The following is an 18,383-nucleotide window of genomic DNA, read 5'->3' on the forward strand; positions in this document are numbered from 1 at the left end:
AACTGGAATTTTGTGCATCTAGTCGAAAGAAACCACTGGAGTGAGGTTAAAAGTGCTTTCAAATCTATTTTTGCAGTTTACTCATATCGAACTGTTGATTTCCTATCCTGTGAAGGATATTCTTACGCTCGTTAAGCGGGACTCTCGCTTTAACGTGAAGATGCTTAATGACATCTACTTTGAAGATTCCTTCGTAGATGAAAGTGCACATCGCCTGGTTATGAACAATGTGGTGAGCTGGCTGTACGAACGCGGTGAAAATCCGGATACCTTCGTTCAGCGCATCATCGACCGCTGCGCCGCCTTCGAAGCTGTTCCGGCTCGTAGCGTGCTCCGTTCCTACCTCCCGTACGTTTCCCAGTTCTACGCTACCGAAGATGTCCGTCAGCTCTGCCTCGACATCATTCCCAAGCGTTATCCGCTTTTGAACGAATCAAAGTTCCTGCGTCGTGAACTCGTTGATGGCAACCGCAAGGAATACTTCTCCTTCCGCTTTGACTCTCCGGGTGTTCTGGTGACCAACCCCATGCGCTGGTTTATCGGCCTCGTCCAGATTGGCCCCATCCTCCTGAACACTCCGGCTTACGAACACATTGAGTTCAAGGCTGCACAGACCTCCTTCATTGAAGCTCTTGAAAACCGTGCCACCGCAGAAATGCGCGATGATGGCTTTATCTACGTTTCTGGTATCAAGGTCGGTAAGTACATGACCTTTGGCGACTGCCTGTCCGAGTACGGACTGGAATGGGAAGTCGAAGCCGAAACTAAGATGGCTTGTATCAAGGCTATCGAAGACGTGGTGGACGAAAAGACTGGTGCTGTACTGATCCACAAGGGTTGCTACTACGGCTGTCCGGCAAGTGTGGTCTTCCTTGACTATAAGGCAAACGTTGTTGCACCGGAGCCTTTCAACAAGCTGATGAGCGCTGTTGTTAAGCAGGAATTTGATTCCTGGCAGCCCATCCAGCGCGCTCAGGAACAGCTCCTGGAAGCCATGAACGACTCCGTGACCATTATCTACTACAAGAGCGATGATTCCATTTCTGTGAACAGCAAGCACTTGATGCGTAACGTTCCTGCTCGAATCCTCCGCAACTTGCTTCGCGAATATACTGCTACCGGTCGTGAAGAATACGAAAACCGTGAATTCAAGCGAGATCCGGCAATCTGCATGGATCCGCTGCGCCCCAACTTTGAAAGCCGTCTGAACCGCGTGATTGCTCACATTAACGGTTCTGATGATCCGGATAAGCCGACTGAAGGCGTTAAGAAGTTCTTCGAAATTGAACGTCATCGCCGCGGCGGTTTCCGCTTTGTTCCGAAGTGCAAGATTATTTTCCGCGAAGAATAATCCTGTAGCGTAAACGATTCTTAAAATAAGCCGTGTACGACTAGTTTGTTGGAAACGGCTTATTTTTTATTGCAGTAAAGATGACTGAAAAAATATGCTTATTCTTAATAATTTTATGTAATTAAAAGTAAGATAATTGGTAGTTCTCTACTGCATAAAGAATGGTATATTTAGAATCGTGAACGGGAGAAGGGTAAATCCTCAAACAACTCTATCATTGCTCCCCTCCTGGTAAGTTCAAGGTTCCGGATTCCGCTCATATTTTCTCCTTCTTAGGAAAGGGTTCCCTTCGGGGAGCCCTTTCTTTTTTGATGGGGCTTGTAGCCCCATCAAAAAAGCTAACCCTCGGCTCGGAAATGAAAATGAGCAAGCTCATTTTCGCTTCGCTCGCCTTGCGGGTTAGTCTTTAACAAGACTAAGGGCCCAAATGGCCGAACCCCTCCAAAACAAGCTTGTTCTTCGCCTCGGTCCTGTGAGTCCGCAAGCGACCTCCCGCGACACTCGGCTGGTACGTATATTGGGAAATTTTTTAACATTGCACTCGTTTTTGTGTTTTTCTGGAAATGAATGTATTTTGGGTGCGTATAGGAGGATCATTATGCGAGTTTTTTTTGTTCGCTTTTCTTTTTGTTTCGTTGGTTTTTGCTCATGAGCAGAATGCGGTTGGGAGGAATGGACCATCTGTTTATCCCTCCGCAAAAGACACTTTGACGGATGAACAGGTGTTGGAACTCCCGCCAATGGACTGGAGCATTGATAGTACGGAAATTTATCGTCAGCTGGTTTTGAACGAAATTCCCGAAGCCCGCTATGGCCAGAATGTTTTTGGTATCTTTGGTTGCTTCTGTTCCGCTGTTGCTTGTTGGTGGCCCGATTTTAGGGTATAATATCTATTACTTGAATGAACATCGTGCTCATGCTAGACAACTTGATGAGTATTTGAAATCTGAAAATGCCTACAAGCGTCGTAGGGCTGCCGGAAATCCTAATGCAGTTAGTGTCAGTATTGTTCCTACCATAGACTTTGCTCATGCTGGTGGTGGAATGAATTTAATGGTGGCATTTTGATTCATCCATAGTGCGGTCTTTTTGCAACGTCTTTAGATAGAAAAGCCCCGGATTTTTTCCGAGGCTTCTTCAATTTTATTGTGTTGCGCGGAACCGGTCCGCGAAAAATTAGCGCTTTACTAAGCGCCATTTGCTCGGACTTCGTCCTTCGCCAATTAGCGCTTACGAGCAGCCATTTCCTTCTTCAGGATATCCATGACGGGGCCGATTTCGGCGGGAGCCTTGAAGATGGGGTTTGCGTACTTGCTGCAGATGCCTTCCAGCTTCTGTTCGTGGTAGCCCACCTTGAATTCGGTGAACTTGAGGCCATGAGCGGTGCTGATGACAACAACGTCTTCGTCCTTGTCGATCTTGCCTGCAGCGCAGAGTTTTTCCAGGGCGCCGAGAGCCACGCCAGTGTGGGGGCAGCAGTACAGACCGATGCGGTCGCCGCGGTGTGCTGCGTTTGCCAGTTCTTCTTCAGAGACGCTGACCACCATACCGTTGGTCTTCTGGATAGCGCGAACAGCCTTGGGGTAGCTGACCGGGTTGCCGATCTGGATGGCGGAAGCGAGAGTCTTCTTGGCCTGCATGGGAACCAGCTGGTCGAAACCGCGTTCGTAGGCCTGGTAGAAGGGATTTGCGTTTTCGGCCTGAGCCACGATAATGCGAGGAATGCGGTCGATGAGGCCCATGGCCTTGCAGTCTTCGAAGCCCTTGGCGAGAGCGGAAACGTTACCCAGGTTGCCGCCCGGAATGATTACGGTGTCGGGAACCTTCCAACCCATTTCCTGGCAGATTTCCGGAGAGATGGTCTTCTGACCTTCTACGCGGAGGCTGTTCATGGAGTTGGCGAGATAAATGCGGTTGTCCTTGGTGACTTCCTGAACGATCTTCATGCAGCCGTCGAAGTCGGTGTCCAAGGCGAGAACGATGCTGCCGTTGGAGATGGGCTGGATCAGCTGAGCAACGCTGGTCTTGCCGGCGGGCAGGAACACGATAGAGGGAATGCCTGCCTTGGCGCAGTAAGCGGAAAGGGCTGCAGAAGTATCACCGGTAGAAGCGCAAGCGACGGCGTCAATGGGGTGAATGTTCTTCTTGATGATGTGGTTCACCTGGCTTACCAGAACGGTCATGCCCAGGTCCTTGAAGGAACCGGTGTGGGAGTTGCCGCAAAGCTTGACCTTAAGGCTCTTGATGCCCAGTTCCTTGGCGATGGGAGCTGCGTCAAACAGGGGGCTCCAGCCTTCGCGCATGGTGACGATGTCTTCCACGGGCATGTCGGGGAGAACCATTTCGCGCTTGCTCCAGATACCGCTCTGGTCAGCCGGTTCAAAGCTCATGCGGCGTTCGGCAAACAGCTTCTTCCATTCTTCGGGGCTGCGTTCTGCCAGGGCCTTGCGGTCGTGTTCCACTTCCAGCAGGCTGTTGTCGACTTTGGAACGGTAAATAACGTCGGTTACCGGGTAGGTATCGTCGCCGTTGATGTTTCTAAAATGAGCGTTGAACTGAGTCATAATTTCCTCTAAATTTTAACGTATGCAAATTTAACAAATATTTGGTGCTGCGTACAGGATGTAGCCCCTTTATGGGTGCCTTGTATCGTTAGATGTTCTTATTTGCTTACCCTAAACTTGCTATATTTGGTCACGAAGTTTTAATAACCGATGTTATATAGATTGTATTCGGAGTTCCGAGTGAAAAAGAGAAAAAGCATTTTTGTTAGCGGATTGTTGGGTGTTCTTGCCCTTGTCTTGACGTCCTGCCTTTTTGAATCTGACGATAATGGGTTGAATAGCTGGTTGTCTGACCACGGAATGCCTTCTTCCTATAAGGTCAAGACTTTGAGCGTTGATGGCCTGTCCCCGGTGGCTTTCGAAACTTTTTTGGATACTTCTGCCCATTCAGCCAATACTTATGGCGTTCTGGGAAAACAGTCTAACCTGGTTCATGATCTGGTTTTTGATTTCGCTTTCCACAACAAGGAATTCTTTGCTGATTTGTATAAGTCGGATTCTGCAGCTTCCTTTATTGCGCTGTATCCCTTGCTTGAATTCTACAACAACAAGAATTTCCCGAAGGATTCCCTGCCGCTGAAGGAAAAATTGAACCTTGATGTCAGCTGGATTCTGCACAAGGGTTCTTCTGAAAAGTTTGTGGACAGCATCGGTGGAGTCTCTGCTTCCGTATGGTACGAAAACCTGGCCAGCTGGAATGCCGATACTACCGTCGACACGACTTATTCCATTTCTTTGGGCAAGAAGGATACCGTGTTGAAGATCGACCTGCCGATTGCCCTTGTGGAACGTCTGAAGAAGGTCGGCCCTGCCTGCCGCTTGCAGCTCCGTCTTTCTGCACCGGAAGCTTCCAGAATCTATCGTTTCTACGGTGCAAGCTCCTCTAAGCATGCTCCGATTTGGCGTATAAGGACCTTGTCTGATTCTGCATACAAGGATTTCTATCCCTTCCGAATGGCTTCTCTGATTTCTAACCTGGAAGATGAGGATGCCCTTGTGCTGCATGGCGGTGTTTTTGACTCGTTGGTGGTGGAATACCCCTCTACAGAAATTCTCAAGGCACTGTCTGAATTTTATGGTGACGAGTTCCCGTTTGTGACGGGGGACAGCAACGACGTCCGTCAAGCTGTTATTCTTGCCCGTATGACGTTCGCCCGTGATGACTCCAAGGGGAGCAGTGAACTAGGACTTCCTATTCAGGTTGTGGTTGGCTCCTATGTGGATAGTGCAGACGGCCAGGTTCGTCGAATGGAAGAATACCGTCTGGATTCTGCAACCATCAAGGACCGTGGTCACCAGAACTTGATTTTCCACGAAGGGGATTCCTTGACCTTGCAGATTTCCTATGGCGTTCGTGATTTCATCAATAAGGCCAGCGATGGCAGAACGCTCAAGATGATGATTCGTATGGGTTATCCGTTCCTGCAGGAAAAGGATCCCACTTACCTGGATTACTACAACAAGACTACAAAGGATACTTCCTTCAGGTATCTGCCTTACATGGATTACGCCCGCTACGATTTTGGAACTTCTATGAAGAGTCCTGCAACGCTGAAACTTTGGTTGGCTACTAAGCGGGGGGATGAATAATGAAAAAGCTTATTAGTACACTTTGCGTTTTGACAGGACTGTCCTTTGGTTCCATGATCGGTATGGATGCCCTGGGCGAAGAACAGGTTATGGGAGGAACAGCCTCCGCTGCTGGTCGTGGTTTTGCCGGCAATGCCAAAACGGGTGACGCCGAAGGCCTTTCTGTGGTGAACCCGGCCCGCCTTGCTTTCGATACCAAGGTTGTCTTCAACTTGAACTTCCTCCTGGAAATGGATGCCGCAAGTAACGACGGTGCCAGCTACATCGGCAGAAATCTTTCTATGCCCTCGTTCAATTTGTCTTTCCCCATGGGAGGCTTTGGCGCAATGGGCCTTTCTTTGTGGCAGCACTATGCCGCCACGATGAATGAAGAATATACGGATGATGATAAAAACACCGCGAAGATCGAGTACAAGGGTAGCGTGTATGAGCTGGTTCCCACTTATGCTCTTAGACTGCCTTTCCTGAGATCTATTTCTCTTGGTGGATCCGCTCACTTTGTTATGGGTAGCAACTCCCGCAGTCTAACCTTGAACACCGATACAGGTGACCTCGAAAAGAAGGATGTCTGGGGTGCTCGTGGTTATACCCTGACCGACTATGTCGAAGGCTCCTGGGAACTTAAGGATCATCCGGCCTATTACACGATGGCATTGCAGTATCGTGGTCGTGTCGCATCCTATTTCTTCTCTTATACGACCGGTTACACTTTGTCGAATGCATTGGAATATGATTTCAGATTCAATGAAAACGACACTTTGGCAACCACCCATTATACTCGCGAAATTGACGTGCCGGCTATGTTTGCCACGGGTATCAACTACCGTCTGAACAAGCGCCACAATATCATGTTCGACCTGCAGTGGCGCGCCTGGGATAGCGAAATTGAAAATCTTGCTGGCGGTTGGGACATGACTAAGGTTACCGATACCCAGAGTGATTTTATGGCATCGGTAGGTTATCAGTGTGATGGAAGTCCCTTGTTCTATGACCCGTATTGGACACGTATCAATTATCGTGTAGGTGCATGGTACAAGAGCTGGTACATTAAGGATGTTTATGAAGCAGGGGGCTCTCTGGGAGCAGGTTTCCCCCTGGGCCGCAAGGGAACGACTTTAGATTTGGCGTTCCAGGGTGGCATGCGATTTGCTGACTCCAATAACGAATGGGACGAAACGTTCTTTGCCATTCGAATTGGATTGACCGGTATTGGAAACTGGGGTCAGACTCGCAGATAGAAGTGTTTATGAAGGAGGCCGAAAATGGCAACTAAGAAAGAAACAGAAGTAAAGTCTAAGATCAAGAGCGCTGTGAAGAGCGTTGCTGAAAAGACTGCTGAAGTAGTTAAGAAAACTCGTACGACCAAGAAGGCTGCAGGGGAAAAGGCTGCCTCCAAGGCTACCGTCGATACCCTGAAGGAAGCTGAAGCCAAGGCTGAAAAGGTCGTGGCAAAGGTTTCCAAGGTGGCAAAGGCTGCTGCAACTAAGGTGAAGGCTGTTAAGGCTTCCGTTAAGGCAGAAAAGACTGAAAAGACTGAAAAGGCTACCAAGACTACCAAGGCTGCAACCGCCAAGACCGCTGCAAAGACTACTAAGGCCACTGCAAAGACTGCTAAGGCAACTAAGGCTGCCGCAGAAAGTGTAAAGGCCAAGGCCGCTTCTGCAGAAGTTGAAAACGCTTCTGAAAAGTCTGCTGACGTTGCTTCCATGGCTCAGTCCTTTGACGCTGAATACCTGGTTCTCATGCAGAAGGATCCTAACTGGATGCATGCCTTCTGGGAAGTTTCCGAAAACCGTATCAAGCAGGCCAAGAAGGGCAAGAGAAAGCTGGTCCTCCGTTTGTTCGACATTGCTTCCGACCTGACTGTCCAGCGTAGCAAGAAGCGCAAGTTCCGCGATATCGAAGTTCCTGCTGATGCTCGCAGCTGGTACGTGGAAAATCCGTCCAACAAGTCCTGCGTCGCCGTTCTTGGCGCTGTTCAGGGCAACAACTTTATGCCTATCGTGGAATCTGCTCCGGTCATGACTTTCGACAAGTCTGCAGCAGCTCCCGCTTCTGATGATGCTTTTGCCAAGGCTTCCCTGGGCGGCAATACTCTGGGCAACTTCATGAGTTCCGGCTTCTCTAGCCAGACTGCTGAATCCTGGCTCAAGTCCTTGAGCGAAAACTTTGGTAGCTCCTCTGAATCCATGTTCTCTGGCGCACTTTCCAGTGCTGCCCTCCAGAGCAACGGTTCTCTTTCCATTGCCGCTCCTAAGGATTCCGTTAGCTACGGTAAGGATTTCTTCCTGTGGGTAAAGACTCGTCTCATCGTTTACGGTGGCACTCGTCCCGACGCCCATCTCCAGGTTCGCGGCGAAGACTTCCCCCTGAATCCGGATGGAACCTTCAGCTTTGAAGAAGACCTGCCCGATGTGACCAAGGTTATTCCTGTCTTTGCTACCGATAAGGATGGCGATTTCCCCACAACAATCGTTCCTATCGTTGTAAAGCGCACGGAGTAAGCCTGCGGCTTAATTATGAATTAAGAAGTACGAATTATGAGATTTGTAACGGTGGTTTAGCCGCCTTATAAGATCTCGTAATTCATAACTTATAACTCGTACTTGTCTATGTCTGCTCCTGGTAAAATCCTTTTCTTGATGCATGCGCATTTACCTTATGTGCATCATCCTGAATACGATCGTTTTTTTGAAGAAAACTGGCTTTTTGAAGCTATGGCAGAAACGTATCTGCCATTGGTTCAGGCTATGCGTCGTCTTCTGGAAAAGGGGGTTCCCGGGACTTTGAACTTGAGTGTTTCGGCACCGCTGATCGAGATGCTTTCCAATGAACGTCTCATAGATAAGTTTTCGGAACATCTCAACAAGCAGTTGGAACTCATTCAGAAAGAAGTTCGCCTTAACGAAGGTAAACCCCAGGAATCGTTGTCGAAGTTCTATCTGGAACGTCAGAAAACTTTGATTGATACGTGGGAACGCCGTATTAACCGTAACTTGCTGGGTGAATTTCTTGAACTGGAAAATGCGGGCAAACTGAATTTGCTGACCTGCGTAGGAACGCATCCGTTCCTGCCGGCATACCAGAGCGATCCTGAATCGATTCGTCTACAGTTAGATGTTTCTGTTAGATGTTTTGAAAGGGCCTTTGGCCGTAAGCCGCAGGGTGTATGGCTTCCGGAATGTGGTTATTTCCCGGGACTGGATAAGTACCTGGCTGAATTCGGTATCCGCTATTTCTTCCTGGAAACTCACGGTGCCCTGCTTGCTTCTCCGCCTCCTAAGTATGGCGTTTTTACTCCGCTTAAAACCACTCAGGGCCTGTATTGTATGGGCCGCGAGCAGAAGAGCTCCATGGAAGTGTGGAGTCGCCGAACTGGTTATCCGGGGCATCCTGAATACCGCGAATTTTTTAAGGATATCGCTCAGGAACGTCCGAAGGATTATCTCGGGGATTATTTCTTTGCCGGTGAAACACCCATTGATTCCGGTTTTAAGTACAATCGAATTACGGGTTCCGAAAACAAGGAGCTTTATAGGCCTTGGAATGCCATGTGTCTGGCTCGCGATCATGCCCACCTTTTCGTAGTTAATCGAGAAACCACAATTTCTGAGTTGCTGGTGAACATGGAAGGAAATAAGGCTTGCATGCTTTGCCCCTACGATGCTGAACTTTTTGGCCATTGGTGGTTTGAAGGTCCCTTGTTCCTTGAAGCGATGCTGGAACGTGCCGCCTCGTCTAATGTGATTGAGTTTGCTGGTGCTGATCAGGTGATGACTTCGTCTGCAGATCCCGAAGTTCATGAACCGGCTTTTTCTAGCTGGGGTGAAGGAGGCTTTGGTTCCGTATGGATTAACGGCGAAACGGATCAGTATTATCCGCAGTCCTATCGTCTTCGCGCCATGATTCAGCATTTGAAATCTATTCAGGAACGAATGGGTGCCCTTGGTAAGAAGAACGGCAAATTGATGAGCCGTTATATCAAGCAGATGGAACGTGAACTGATGCTGTTCCAGTCTTCTGACTGGGCTTTCATGATCCACAATCATTCTGCGGAAGGCTATGCCCGCCGCCGTCTTGATGAACATTACAACAATGGGCATGCCCTGTTTGCAGAAGCCTGCAAGGCTGTGCTCAAGAATTCTGATAAGCTGGCGCCTTCGTCTATCCTTCCCAAGTTGGAAAAGGATGACTGCATCTTTAGCTGGCTTTAATTAATAGATTATAATAAAATCCTTTGTTTTCCCGCTGTTTCCGACTCTAAAGCGGTAAACTCCTGGAGCCATCAACTCTCTCACTCGGGATTCCTCGAGGCAGAGTGTTGAACCTTCATATTTTTCTCGGGAAATCAGGTTTCCGCGACGATTGCGGATTTCTATGAAGTGCTTGTCGTGGGGGAGCGGGGTAAAGCACAGATAACCTTCTCGCCAGGGAACAGGATAGGCTCGCAGGGTAGAATCCTTGAGGACGGTGGGGAGGTACTCTTGACTATTGAAATTGCTAAAGATCCATGCGATAGAATCGATGCTTGAATTTGCCGAGGCTTGGGCGTAGAATAGATCTGCATCGTTGGTTGTCTTAAAATTCTCAATTTGAGCGGACTTTCCCTGGTAAGCGACTGCAGAAACCTGCCCCAGAAAATCTTCTAAAATGGGGGAGCCATTGCTGTAAAATTTATAGGCTAGGTCGTTGATCGCGGGCTTTGCCGATTTGTTGTCGCCGTTGGTTTTTAACTGGATGTATGAGAATTCTGGCCACCTGGGTTCATCCTTGCAAATGAGTTCCGTGGAGTCTATGAATGTACTGCGGTTCCCTGCAAAAGAAAGTCTTGTCGCAAAGTCCTGAAACAAGGAATCTACAGAAAGTTTCTTTTGATCAATCACCGCTTTGAGCTGTTCGGGGAAAAGCTTGTTGGGATTTTTCTTGTAGTTTTCCCATATGGCCTTGTCAATTTTCTTGTCGACGAAATTATAGAGGTAAATCAGTAGAATGCCTGCGCCGTAGGGTTGGCCCATTTGGTTAAGTGGCGTTCCTACCTTGGTTGACATGGAGGAAAGGTAGCTGAAGTAATCATCGATATCGGGGTTTGCGATTTCTTCGATTCCCGATGCTGATGCTTCGAACCAAAAGGTTTCCTTTGTGAAAGGGTGATACCCGAGTTGTATGGCGTGGTACAGTTCATGAATGACGGTAACCCGGATGCCTTCTTTCCAATGTTCGGCATAGGAGTAACCGTGAGCCTTGTTTTCGAACTCGACGGTGGGACGGGGGTAGACGCAACCTTGATTGTCTTTTGAAATGGTGTCGTAAGCAACCTGGAGGGAAGGCTGATGACGGAAATCGTTTTCAATCATCAATTCGCTCTCGTTATTTTCTTCGGGAGAATATGTTGCTCCATAGCATTCATTACAGATTTGCCCGAAAACGGAATGTGAATTTCTCACAAGAGAAATGTCCAAAATTTCAACGGGATAGAGCCCCTCTTTTACGGGTTTCTGGTAATGATGCGTTTCTGAAATGCCTTGAGGGGGTTGCATCCCCATTTTTTCGGTGTGAAATTTTCGTGCTTCTTCCACATAACTCGCCAAGTAATCTACAAAGGCGGCTGTTGTTTTGTGGGGGCCAGAAAGGGTGTAGAAAATCTGGAAGTGGTCTGTCGTTCTTGTATAGACGCTGTCGTAGAGGTCTTCGCTGTTGCAGAGTGAAATTGATGTTGATTGAACAGACGGTTTTGCAAGGCTTTGACCATGACGATTTTTGATCATCAATTCTGTTCCGCAGACACTACGAGAATATGCAGATGTACAAAGCACCATTGCAATAAACAGAAGTGTTGCGATGTATCTAGCAATCATGTTAGAGTTCCTGCTTAAGAATTTCAGCTGCACGTTTTTTTATTTCGTTGGGAATCGTCAGACTTTTTTGGTGATGAGGTTTTACTCGGGCGTCTACGATTATCGGCGCATGACAACCCCAATGTTTATTTTGTATGAAACTTTGTAGGCCGAATATATCACGGGCCGGGTCTGAACGGGTGAACGTTAACCACAAGAAGTCGGGTAGCTTGCTTCCATCCAGACGTTCGTTGTCGATTTCGGATACCTGGTCGACAATTGAAATCCAGGGATAATTCTCTCTAAACTCCCATTTCTCCAGGGCGGATTCCAGTTGCATGAAAATGGCTTCTCTTTCATTTTCGTCAAACGCAGGCGCTTGAATGATAAGAACTCCTGCCATGGGCATCTTGATAAGATTTCTTGACGTCTTTCCTTGTGAATTGGTAAATGCATCCGGTAACTGCAGAATTTCTATGTCCTGCATATCATGGCGAAGATTCCTACGCTTTTCTCCGGCGGCAGCCATAATCAATTTGGAACCGTGGTTTAAACGTCCTCCTGTATAGTCCAATGTGTCGATTGTGGTGGCGGTCTGGAAATGCAGATCTCTGCTGAAATCCAGGCGCTCCAGCACATGGGCAAAGAAGGCGGGTACATCGTTGACGTTCAGGTTGGCGTTGTCTTCCTTGGCGGCGATTAAAAGGTATTTGCTGAGACTTGCCTGGTTGAACCCTAAAATGGCGTTGGCGGTTTTCAGCAGCTCCATGGGTTCCCGCTCCTTGGCGTAGGGCACGAATCGTTCACTGGCCAATGCTAGGCAAAGGGGATGAACTCCGGCGTCATCTACAGCGTGAATGGCGTGAAGCCCCGGAATCGATGCGGGAACCATAGGCTTTGTTATCTGATGGATAAAGCTGCCGAAAAGAGTGTCTTCCTTGGGGGGCCTGCCTACGACGGTAAAGGGGTAGATGGCGTTCTTCTTGCAAAGGACTTTTTTTACCTTAAGACAGGGGAAATCATGTTTGTCGGAATAGTATCCGATATGGTCGCCGAAAGGTCCCTCGGGTTTCAGCTCCGGTTCCATTTCGCCAAGAATGCAGAAGTCGGCATCAGAAGAAATCAAGTAACCATCGTGAATGAAATACCGGAAACGTCTACCCCCCAGCATCCCTGCAAAAACCAGCTCAGAAAGGTTTTCGGGCATGGGCATGACTGCGGCTACAGTTTGCGCCGGAGTGCCGCCTATAAAGATGCTGACTTTAAGGGGGCGATTTTCTTCAATGGCTTTCCGGTGGTGTCTGGCGATGTCGCGCTTGATTTGATAGTGAAGGCCGCATTCTTCGTTGGGAACGTACTCGTTTCCGGAAATCTGGATTCGGTACATGCCGACATTGGTGGTCATGACGCTTGCGTTTTCGCTAGGGCGGGTCGCTACCTGCGGTAACGTAATGAAGGCGCCGCCATCCAAAGGCCAGCTCTTGATTTGCGGAAGGTCCGCCAGGGTACATTCTTCAAAATCCTTGATGGATCCTCTGCGGCGGGGGAGGGCATTAATGCCTGTGCAGGCCGCTCTCAGCAATTTGACCGGATTGGGGTTCTTGAAGAACTGGACGGGGTTAGATTTGAACTGGACTGCCGTCTGGGTTCCCTTTATGGTTTTGCGGAATAGGAAGTCCAATCTTTCCTGGGTTCCGAAAATATTGCAGGCCGCTCTAAAAGGGCTTCCCTTGACCTTCTCAAAAAGAAGGGCGGGACCATTGTTTTCAAAAACCTGGCGGGCAATTTCTGCCATTTCTAGATTAGGGTCCACTTCCTGGTGGATGCGCTTCAACATGCCGGCCTTTTCTAAGTCCAGCAGAGCCTGCTCAAGGGATTTGTACATGGGAACCCCGATCTTCGGTATTAACCGGCGGTAGAGGATTGATTTAGTGCGCTGAAACTCTGGGTCTGCTTCTTGGCGACGATGGCTGCCTTGATGCTGATGGCTTCCTTGCGGCTAGCAACAGCATATACAAGGTTAGCCTTGTTTATCAGACCTGAAAAAACTTCTTCGGGACCGCCGATAAAACCCTGGAATTCAAAACTGTCGAAACAGCGGGTCAGACTTCCGTCTGCGACAAACTCATGCTTTGCCGTAAAACCACGGAAGGGACCGTTGCCCAGGCGAATCGTTAACTTGTTGTCGCTGAAGGCACTGATGAGGCCAGTCCAAGTGATTTTCTTGAATCCCACCATCATAGTGTACTTGACCACATCACCCTTTTCCAGAGTCTCGGGAAGGGTATAGTAGATGACGGGAGTGGTACCTACAGCCACTTTCATAGGGGCGCAACTAAGTGTCTCTAGCAGGTTTGCGAGAGAGTATTCTTGCCACGAAGTCTGACTGAATTGTACCATGACCCGTAATGTAGTAAATTTTTTGGCTCCGTTGGGAATTTCTCTTCAAAAAGCTATCTTGTACCTCCGAAATGAATTCTGTACAGACTGATCAAAAATTTTTACGTAAAAGTACCCTTTTTACCTTTGCCGGTTCCGCCTTGAAGGTTGCCGCTCCAGTCCTCACGATTGTGGTGGCACGAGTTTTTGGTAAGGAAATATTCGGAATATATGTTTCTACTCAGCTTTTGATCTTGAGCCTTAGTCGTGTTGCGGTGATTGGCCTTGATAAAGGTATGCTGCGATACATTCCGCAAAACAAGGTTTGCGGTCGTCCGGAGCATGAGGGTATTATTGAATCCTTGTGGCGTACGCTTTTCTTCGCCTTGGTGATTTCTGTGGTCATGTGGGGTGGTGCCGCCTTTGACCTGCAGCGGATTACCACGGGCCTGGCCATGCTTTCGTCGGCAGAAATCTCGCTTTATGTTCTTTCTATCATTCCCTACACGTCCTTGCTTTTGTTTGCTGCTTCATCCGAAGGGAACCGTCGTCCGCAATACAAGATTTTTATCAATGAGTTTGCTGTAACGACTCTCGCTCCTGTTATTGCCCTGGCTTTGCATTTTACCGGATTCCAGGATAAGCTGGCCCTGCCCTTGGGATTCTTTGTTTCTAACCTGTTTGGCGTTATAACCTACATCTTCCTGATCAATAGACAGTTTACCCAGATCCGCTGGTTTATCAAGGATAAGATTCCGTCGGAACTTCTGAAGTTTTCTATTCCCCTGGGTGTTACAGAAATTGTCGCTTCCTTCCTTTTGCGCATGGACTTGTGGATGGTGCTGGCCTTGATTGGACCTGAAGCCGCCGGTGTCTATGCGGTGATGGTTACCATTTCTAACGGCCTCAAGACAGTTCGCAGTAGTTACGATCCTATTTTGCAACCTGTGGTCGCGGGAATGTCCAAGGAACGCCTTGACACGGACTTAAAGCCGGTGTTTTCCTATTGCGTTTCCATGGTGACCTTGATCCAGTTGACCATTGGCTTTTTCATTGTGCTGTTCCCCGAGCAGACCATGATGATTGCGGGAAAGTCTTTTGTGACCGACGAAAACCCGGTTGCCGTACTAGGCATCCTGATTATCGGTAACTTGATAAATGGTTTCTTTGGCCTTACCGGATCTGTAATCAACGCCTTGGGCAAGAGCCGTTTTATGCTCTTCATGAATATGGTTTCCCTGGTGTTTGCCACGATCATGAACCGTATGTGTATTCCCATTTTTGGCATTGCTGGCGCCGCCATTTCTTCTATGGCCTATCAAATTCTGCAGAATGTCTGGATGTGTCTGTACCTGCGCAAAATGGGATATTGGCCCTTTAGGCTGAACCTGTTGATTCAGATTGCCTGGATCCTGCTCCTGATTGTTTCTTACGTTGTCTTGAATACGGTCTGGGCTCCTTCCCTTTGGATAAAGGCCGCCATTTATGTAGGCATCATTCTTTTGATTGTGTTGACCTTCTTTAAACAGGGTCTTGCTGGCGAAATGGGGTCTCGTAAGAAAAAGAAATCTTAGTCCACCTCGTGAATTAGGTATATTGTTGATATGATTCCGAAAAAGATACATTACATTTGGCTTTCTAACGATCCGCTGCCTCCTCTTGCAAAACTTTGCCTTGATAGCTGGAAGCGCCGTTGTCCCGATTATGAAATCATCCATTGGGATATGGCTCGTTGCCAAAAGATTATTGATACGGTTCCTTTTGTTCGCGAAGCGGTTAGCATGTCTAAGTGGGCTTTCGCAAGTGACTACATTCGACTTTATGCGGTTTATACAGAAGGTGGCGTGTATCTGGATAGTGACGTTTTTGTCTACCAGAGCTTTGATGAATTTTTAAGTAACGGCTACTTTACCAATATTGAATTTACGTCTCATTTTAAGAGAAATAAGTCTTGGAAGATGTTGAACGAAGATGGCACGAAAAAGGATCCCAACAAGATTCCCCTTCCGGGACTTGCCTTGCAGGCTGCCATTTTTGGTGCCGAGGCCAATCATCCCTTCTTGAAGAAGGCCATGGCTTACTATGAACGAGAAAAGTTCATCTTGCCTAACGGAAAGCTGAACATCGAAAATATTGCACCTTATGTGTATGCCCATACGGCGCAGGATTTCGGTTTTGTGTACAAGGATAAGTTGCAGCAGCTTGAAAATAACATGATGATTTTGCCCAGCAAGGTCTTCTTGCCCAGCTGCGATGAAACGAATTTTAAACCGTATGCGATTCATGTAACCAGTGGTAGCTGGAGACCTTTCACTCATCGTATCGTGCGATTCTTTAGACGTTTGCCGATTATTATTTGCAAGATCGGTAAAAAGAATAAGTCTCTCGAAGAAACCCTGAATGATTACGAATCTAAGAGCCTGATCAAGTATTAAGTCTATGACAAAGTATCTTTTTGTTTTGACCAGTTCCGAGAAGGATTTCTTCTGCGAACAGACTTTGGTGGCCATTGCATCTTTGCGTGTTCACAACCCGGGAGCATTTGTTACGCTTCTGACTGACGACAGAACTGCAGCGACTCTCGTTGGCCCCCGAGCCGCCCTGAAAGAGACTGTAGACGAACTGGTGGCTCTGGAAATCGATGAAAAATTTACTCCCATGATGCGTTCCCGTTATCTGAAGACGGTGATGCGTAACGTGGTGGATGGCGATTTCCTCTATATGGATTCTGACATCGCCATTGTGGGCGACCTTTCCATTCCTGATGAATGGCGCGGCGGAATTTATGCGGTGCTTGACTTCCACACCAATTTGCATAAGGCCATTAATCGCAAGAAGATTCTGAACAATGCCAAGATGCTGGGATTCTCTCCGATTCTGAACGATGAGATTTTCAACGGTGGCGTCATGTTTGCCAGCGATACGCCCGAGGCTCGAGCCTTCTTTGAAAAGTGGCATGAACTGTGGCTGTATTGCCTGACCAAGAACTTCCCCTATGACATGGCCTCTCTGGCCGAAGCCAACTTCAAGTTCAATTATGTCACCAAGAAAATGCCGGGTGAATGGAACTGCCAGATGGCTTATGCCCGCGATTACATTCCCACAGGAAAGGTGTTCCACTTTTTCGGATCTCGCATTATCAACACCTGTGGCCGTAAGGTTCCCGATAGCATGGACCTGTTCCTGCCCAAGATCCTGCGCAAGAACTTCTACACCGACCTGAAGAATATTCCCGTGAAGGTCAATGCCGACAAGAGCATTACCATCAACGAATATTACGATGACGTCATTGCCCATGCCAAGGATGCTTTCCTCTATCAGACAAAGCATGCCGGTAAATTGGGCGCCGATATTATCCGTTCCTACGCATTTGCCAAGTCTTTGGGTTTTGTGTACAAGAAGATGCCTTTTGTCTTGCCGTTGCTTTCCTTGATTGGTAAGATCCTATGAGTCTGCTTTTCAATCTGGAAGCGGTTCAGCCCATTCACAGCGCCAAGTTTCATGGCGGGGGCTCCTATGGCGAAGTGATTTTCTGGGCCATGGTGAATCGAGGTGCAAAATTCAGCTGTATTTATGACAGCCGTAAATACCTGTCTCCCGATATCCTTGCCGCCTGCGAATCTAATGGCGTTCCGCTTTATGATCTGAGCGTCAGCTCTCCTCAGCAGATTATCGACGAAAATAACATTACTGATTTTTACACTCCGCTCTATTCTCTGAGTCCGAAGTGGCAGGTGAATGTTAAACGTTTTGTGTTTACCTGGCACGGCGTTCGTGCATTGGAAATGCCTTACGAATGTCAGGGTGTCGCCTTTGCCAAGAAGTTGTCCCAGAAGGTAGAGGCCCTTTTCCGCTACCGTGAATGGTGGAAAAAGTACTACTATAAGCCTAAATATCAGGCCCTAGCTAAATGCATTGCCGAAGGCGGTGTCGATACCATAACCGTCAGCGAACACAGCCGTGCGTCTATCAAGTCCTTCTTCCCGGAACTGCTCCATAAGGAAATTCCCGTATTCTACAGCCCCATGACCGAATACGAACCGGAAGGATTCCTGCCGCCGAATGTTTTGCCCAAGAAGTATTTCTTGCTTACTAGTGGTGCCCGCTGGGAAAAGAATAACTTGCGTTCCGTAAAGGCTTTCGACCAGCTGGTTTCCATGATGGAATCGCAAGGGGAAGCTTTTGATTTCAAGCTTGTCATTACTGGAGCGACCAATCCTAAAGTCTATCTGAAAAATGTCAGGCACAAGGATCGCCTGGTACTCCTGGGTTACGTGGAATCCAAGGAACTGGAATTTTTACACAAGAATGCCTACGCCTTTATATTCCCCAGTTTGAACGAAGGCTTTGGCTATCCTCCCATGCAGTCTATGCGTTACGGCGTGCCTGTGGCAGCCAGCGGTTCTACGTCCATTCCCGAAATTTGCGACAATGCGGCTCTCTATTTCGATCCTTATTCTGTGAGCGAAATGAAAAACCGCATGATCCAACTTTTGGACGGATCCATTTACGGCCTTTATGCGGAGCGTGCCCTGAAGCGTTATGCCGAGGTGAGCAAACGTCAGAAAGATGATTTGCAAAAGGCTGTTTCCTGGATTTTGAAGTCAGAAACGTAAACCGCATACGGTAAAAAAGAACATAAAAAAGGAGCGCCCTAGGGCGCTC

The 18,383-nt window shown here is 48.1% G+C and carries 14 protein-coding genes; 10 read left to right on the forward strand and 4 right to left on the reverse strand.

The genetic code is table 11. The annotated features are described in order from the left end of the window. The first annotated feature begins 52 nt into the window (after positions 1–52). The gene (locus BUB38_RS01345; protein WP_073155994.1) at positions 53–1,351 is read left to right on the forward strand and encodes a hypothetical protein; all 1,299 of its coding nucleotides are present in this window, start codon (positions 53–55) and stop codon (positions 1,349–1,351) included. Positions 1,352–2,161: 810 nt separating this feature from the next. Next, positions 2,162–2,419, forward strand: coding sequence for a hypothetical protein (locus tag BUB38_RS15930; protein ID WP_139258150.1), 258 nt, complete (start codon positions 2,162–2,164; stop codon positions 2,417–2,419). 155 nt (positions 2,420–2,574) lie between these two features. Here the strand turns inward: BUB38_RS15930 and thrC are convergent, their stop codons facing one another. Then, positions 2,575–3,915, reverse strand: coding sequence for a threonine synthase (thrC, locus tag BUB38_RS01355; protein ID WP_073155999.1), 1,341 nt, complete (start codon positions 3,913–3,915; stop codon positions 2,575–2,577). A gap of 180 nt (positions 3,916–4,095) precedes the next feature. Here thrC and BUB38_RS01360 point away from each other — a divergent pair, with 180 nt between their 5' ends. The 4 genes from BUB38_RS01360 (at position 4,096) to BUB38_RS01375 (ending at position 9,719) form a co-directional block, all read left to right on the forward strand. Continuing rightward, on the forward strand, positions 4,096–5,505 hold the full coding sequence (locus BUB38_RS01360; RefSeq protein ID WP_073156001.1) for a hypothetical protein: 1,410 nt from the start codon (positions 4,096–4,098) through the stop codon (positions 5,503–5,505). Beyond that, on the forward strand, positions 5,505–6,743 hold the full coding sequence (locus BUB38_RS01365) for a porin family protein (protein ID WP_073156003.1): 1,239 nt from the start codon (positions 5,505–5,507) through the stop codon (positions 6,741–6,743). Before BUB38_RS01360 ends, BUB38_RS01365 begins: the two co-directional genes overlap by 1 nt. A gap of 24 nt (positions 6,744–6,767) precedes the next feature. Continuing rightward, complete coding sequence (locus tag BUB38_RS01370) at positions 6,768–8,009, forward strand: DUF4912 domain-containing protein (protein ID WP_073156005.1); 1,242 nt, start codon at positions 6,768–6,770, stop codon at positions 8,007–8,009. Positions 8,010–8,147: 138 nt separating this feature from the next. Continuing rightward, the gene (locus BUB38_RS01375; protein ID WP_254794861.1) at positions 8,148–9,719 is read left to right on the forward strand and encodes a glycoside hydrolase family 57 protein; all 1,572 of its coding nucleotides are present in this window, start codon (positions 8,148–8,150) and stop codon (positions 9,717–9,719) included. Here the strand turns inward: BUB38_RS01375 and BUB38_RS01380 are convergent, their stop codons facing one another. The 3 genes from BUB38_RS01380 to BUB38_RS01390 are packed head-to-tail and all read right to left on the reverse strand — an operon-like array spanning position 9,720 to position 13,664. Continuing rightward, positions 9,720–11,360 (reverse strand): hypothetical protein, encoded by a 1,641-nt coding sequence (locus BUB38_RS01380; protein ID WP_073156008.1) that lies wholly within the window; start codon positions 11,358–11,360, stop codon positions 9,720–9,722. Between the two features lies 1 nt (position 11,361). Continuing rightward, positions 11,362–13,224, reverse strand: coding sequence for a UbiD family decarboxylase (locus tag BUB38_RS01385; protein WP_073156011.1), 1,863 nt, complete (start codon positions 13,222–13,224; stop codon positions 11,362–11,364). Positions 13,225–13,244: 20 nt separating this feature from the next. Further along, the gene (locus BUB38_RS01390; RefSeq protein ID WP_073156014.1) at positions 13,245–13,664 is read right to left on the reverse strand and encodes an SRPBCC family protein; all 420 of its coding nucleotides are present in this window, start codon (positions 13,662–13,664) and stop codon (positions 13,245–13,247) included. A gap of 146 nt (positions 13,665–13,810) precedes the next feature. Here BUB38_RS01390 and BUB38_RS01395 point away from each other — a divergent pair, with 146 nt between their 5' ends. Genes BUB38_RS01395 through BUB38_RS01410 form a run of 4 tightly spaced genes read left to right on the forward strand, consistent with a single transcriptional unit; the run spans position 13,811 to position 18,334 of the window. Next, complete coding sequence (locus BUB38_RS01395; protein WP_073156017.1) at positions 13,811–15,292, forward strand: oligosaccharide flippase family protein; 1,482 nt, start codon at positions 13,811–13,813, stop codon at positions 15,290–15,292. A gap of 30 nt (positions 15,293–15,322) precedes the next feature. Next, a complete protein-coding gene (locus tag BUB38_RS01400) occupies positions 15,323–16,153 on the forward strand; it encodes a glycosyltransferase family 32 protein (protein WP_073156019.1) in 831 nt (276 codons plus the stop codon). A gap of 4 nt (positions 16,154–16,157) precedes the next feature. Then, positions 16,158–17,168 (forward strand): glycosyltransferase family protein, encoded by a 1,011-nt coding sequence (locus tag BUB38_RS01405; protein ID WP_073156022.1) that lies wholly within the window; start codon positions 16,158–16,160, stop codon positions 17,166–17,168. Continuing rightward, positions 17,165–18,334: a glycosyltransferase gene (locus tag BUB38_RS01410; RefSeq protein ID WP_073156025.1), complete on the forward strand. Its 1,170-nt coding sequence runs from the start codon at positions 17,165–17,167 to the stop codon at positions 18,332–18,334. Before BUB38_RS01405 ends, BUB38_RS01410 begins: the two co-directional genes overlap by 4 nt. Positions 18,335–18,383: the final 49 nt, after the last annotated feature.

Origin of the sequence: Fibrobacter sp. UWH5 (assembly GCF_900142505.1) — a bacterium.
In the GTDB taxonomy this organism is placed as follows: Bacteria; Fibrobacterota; Fibrobacteria; order Fibrobacterales; family Fibrobacteraceae; genus Fibrobacter.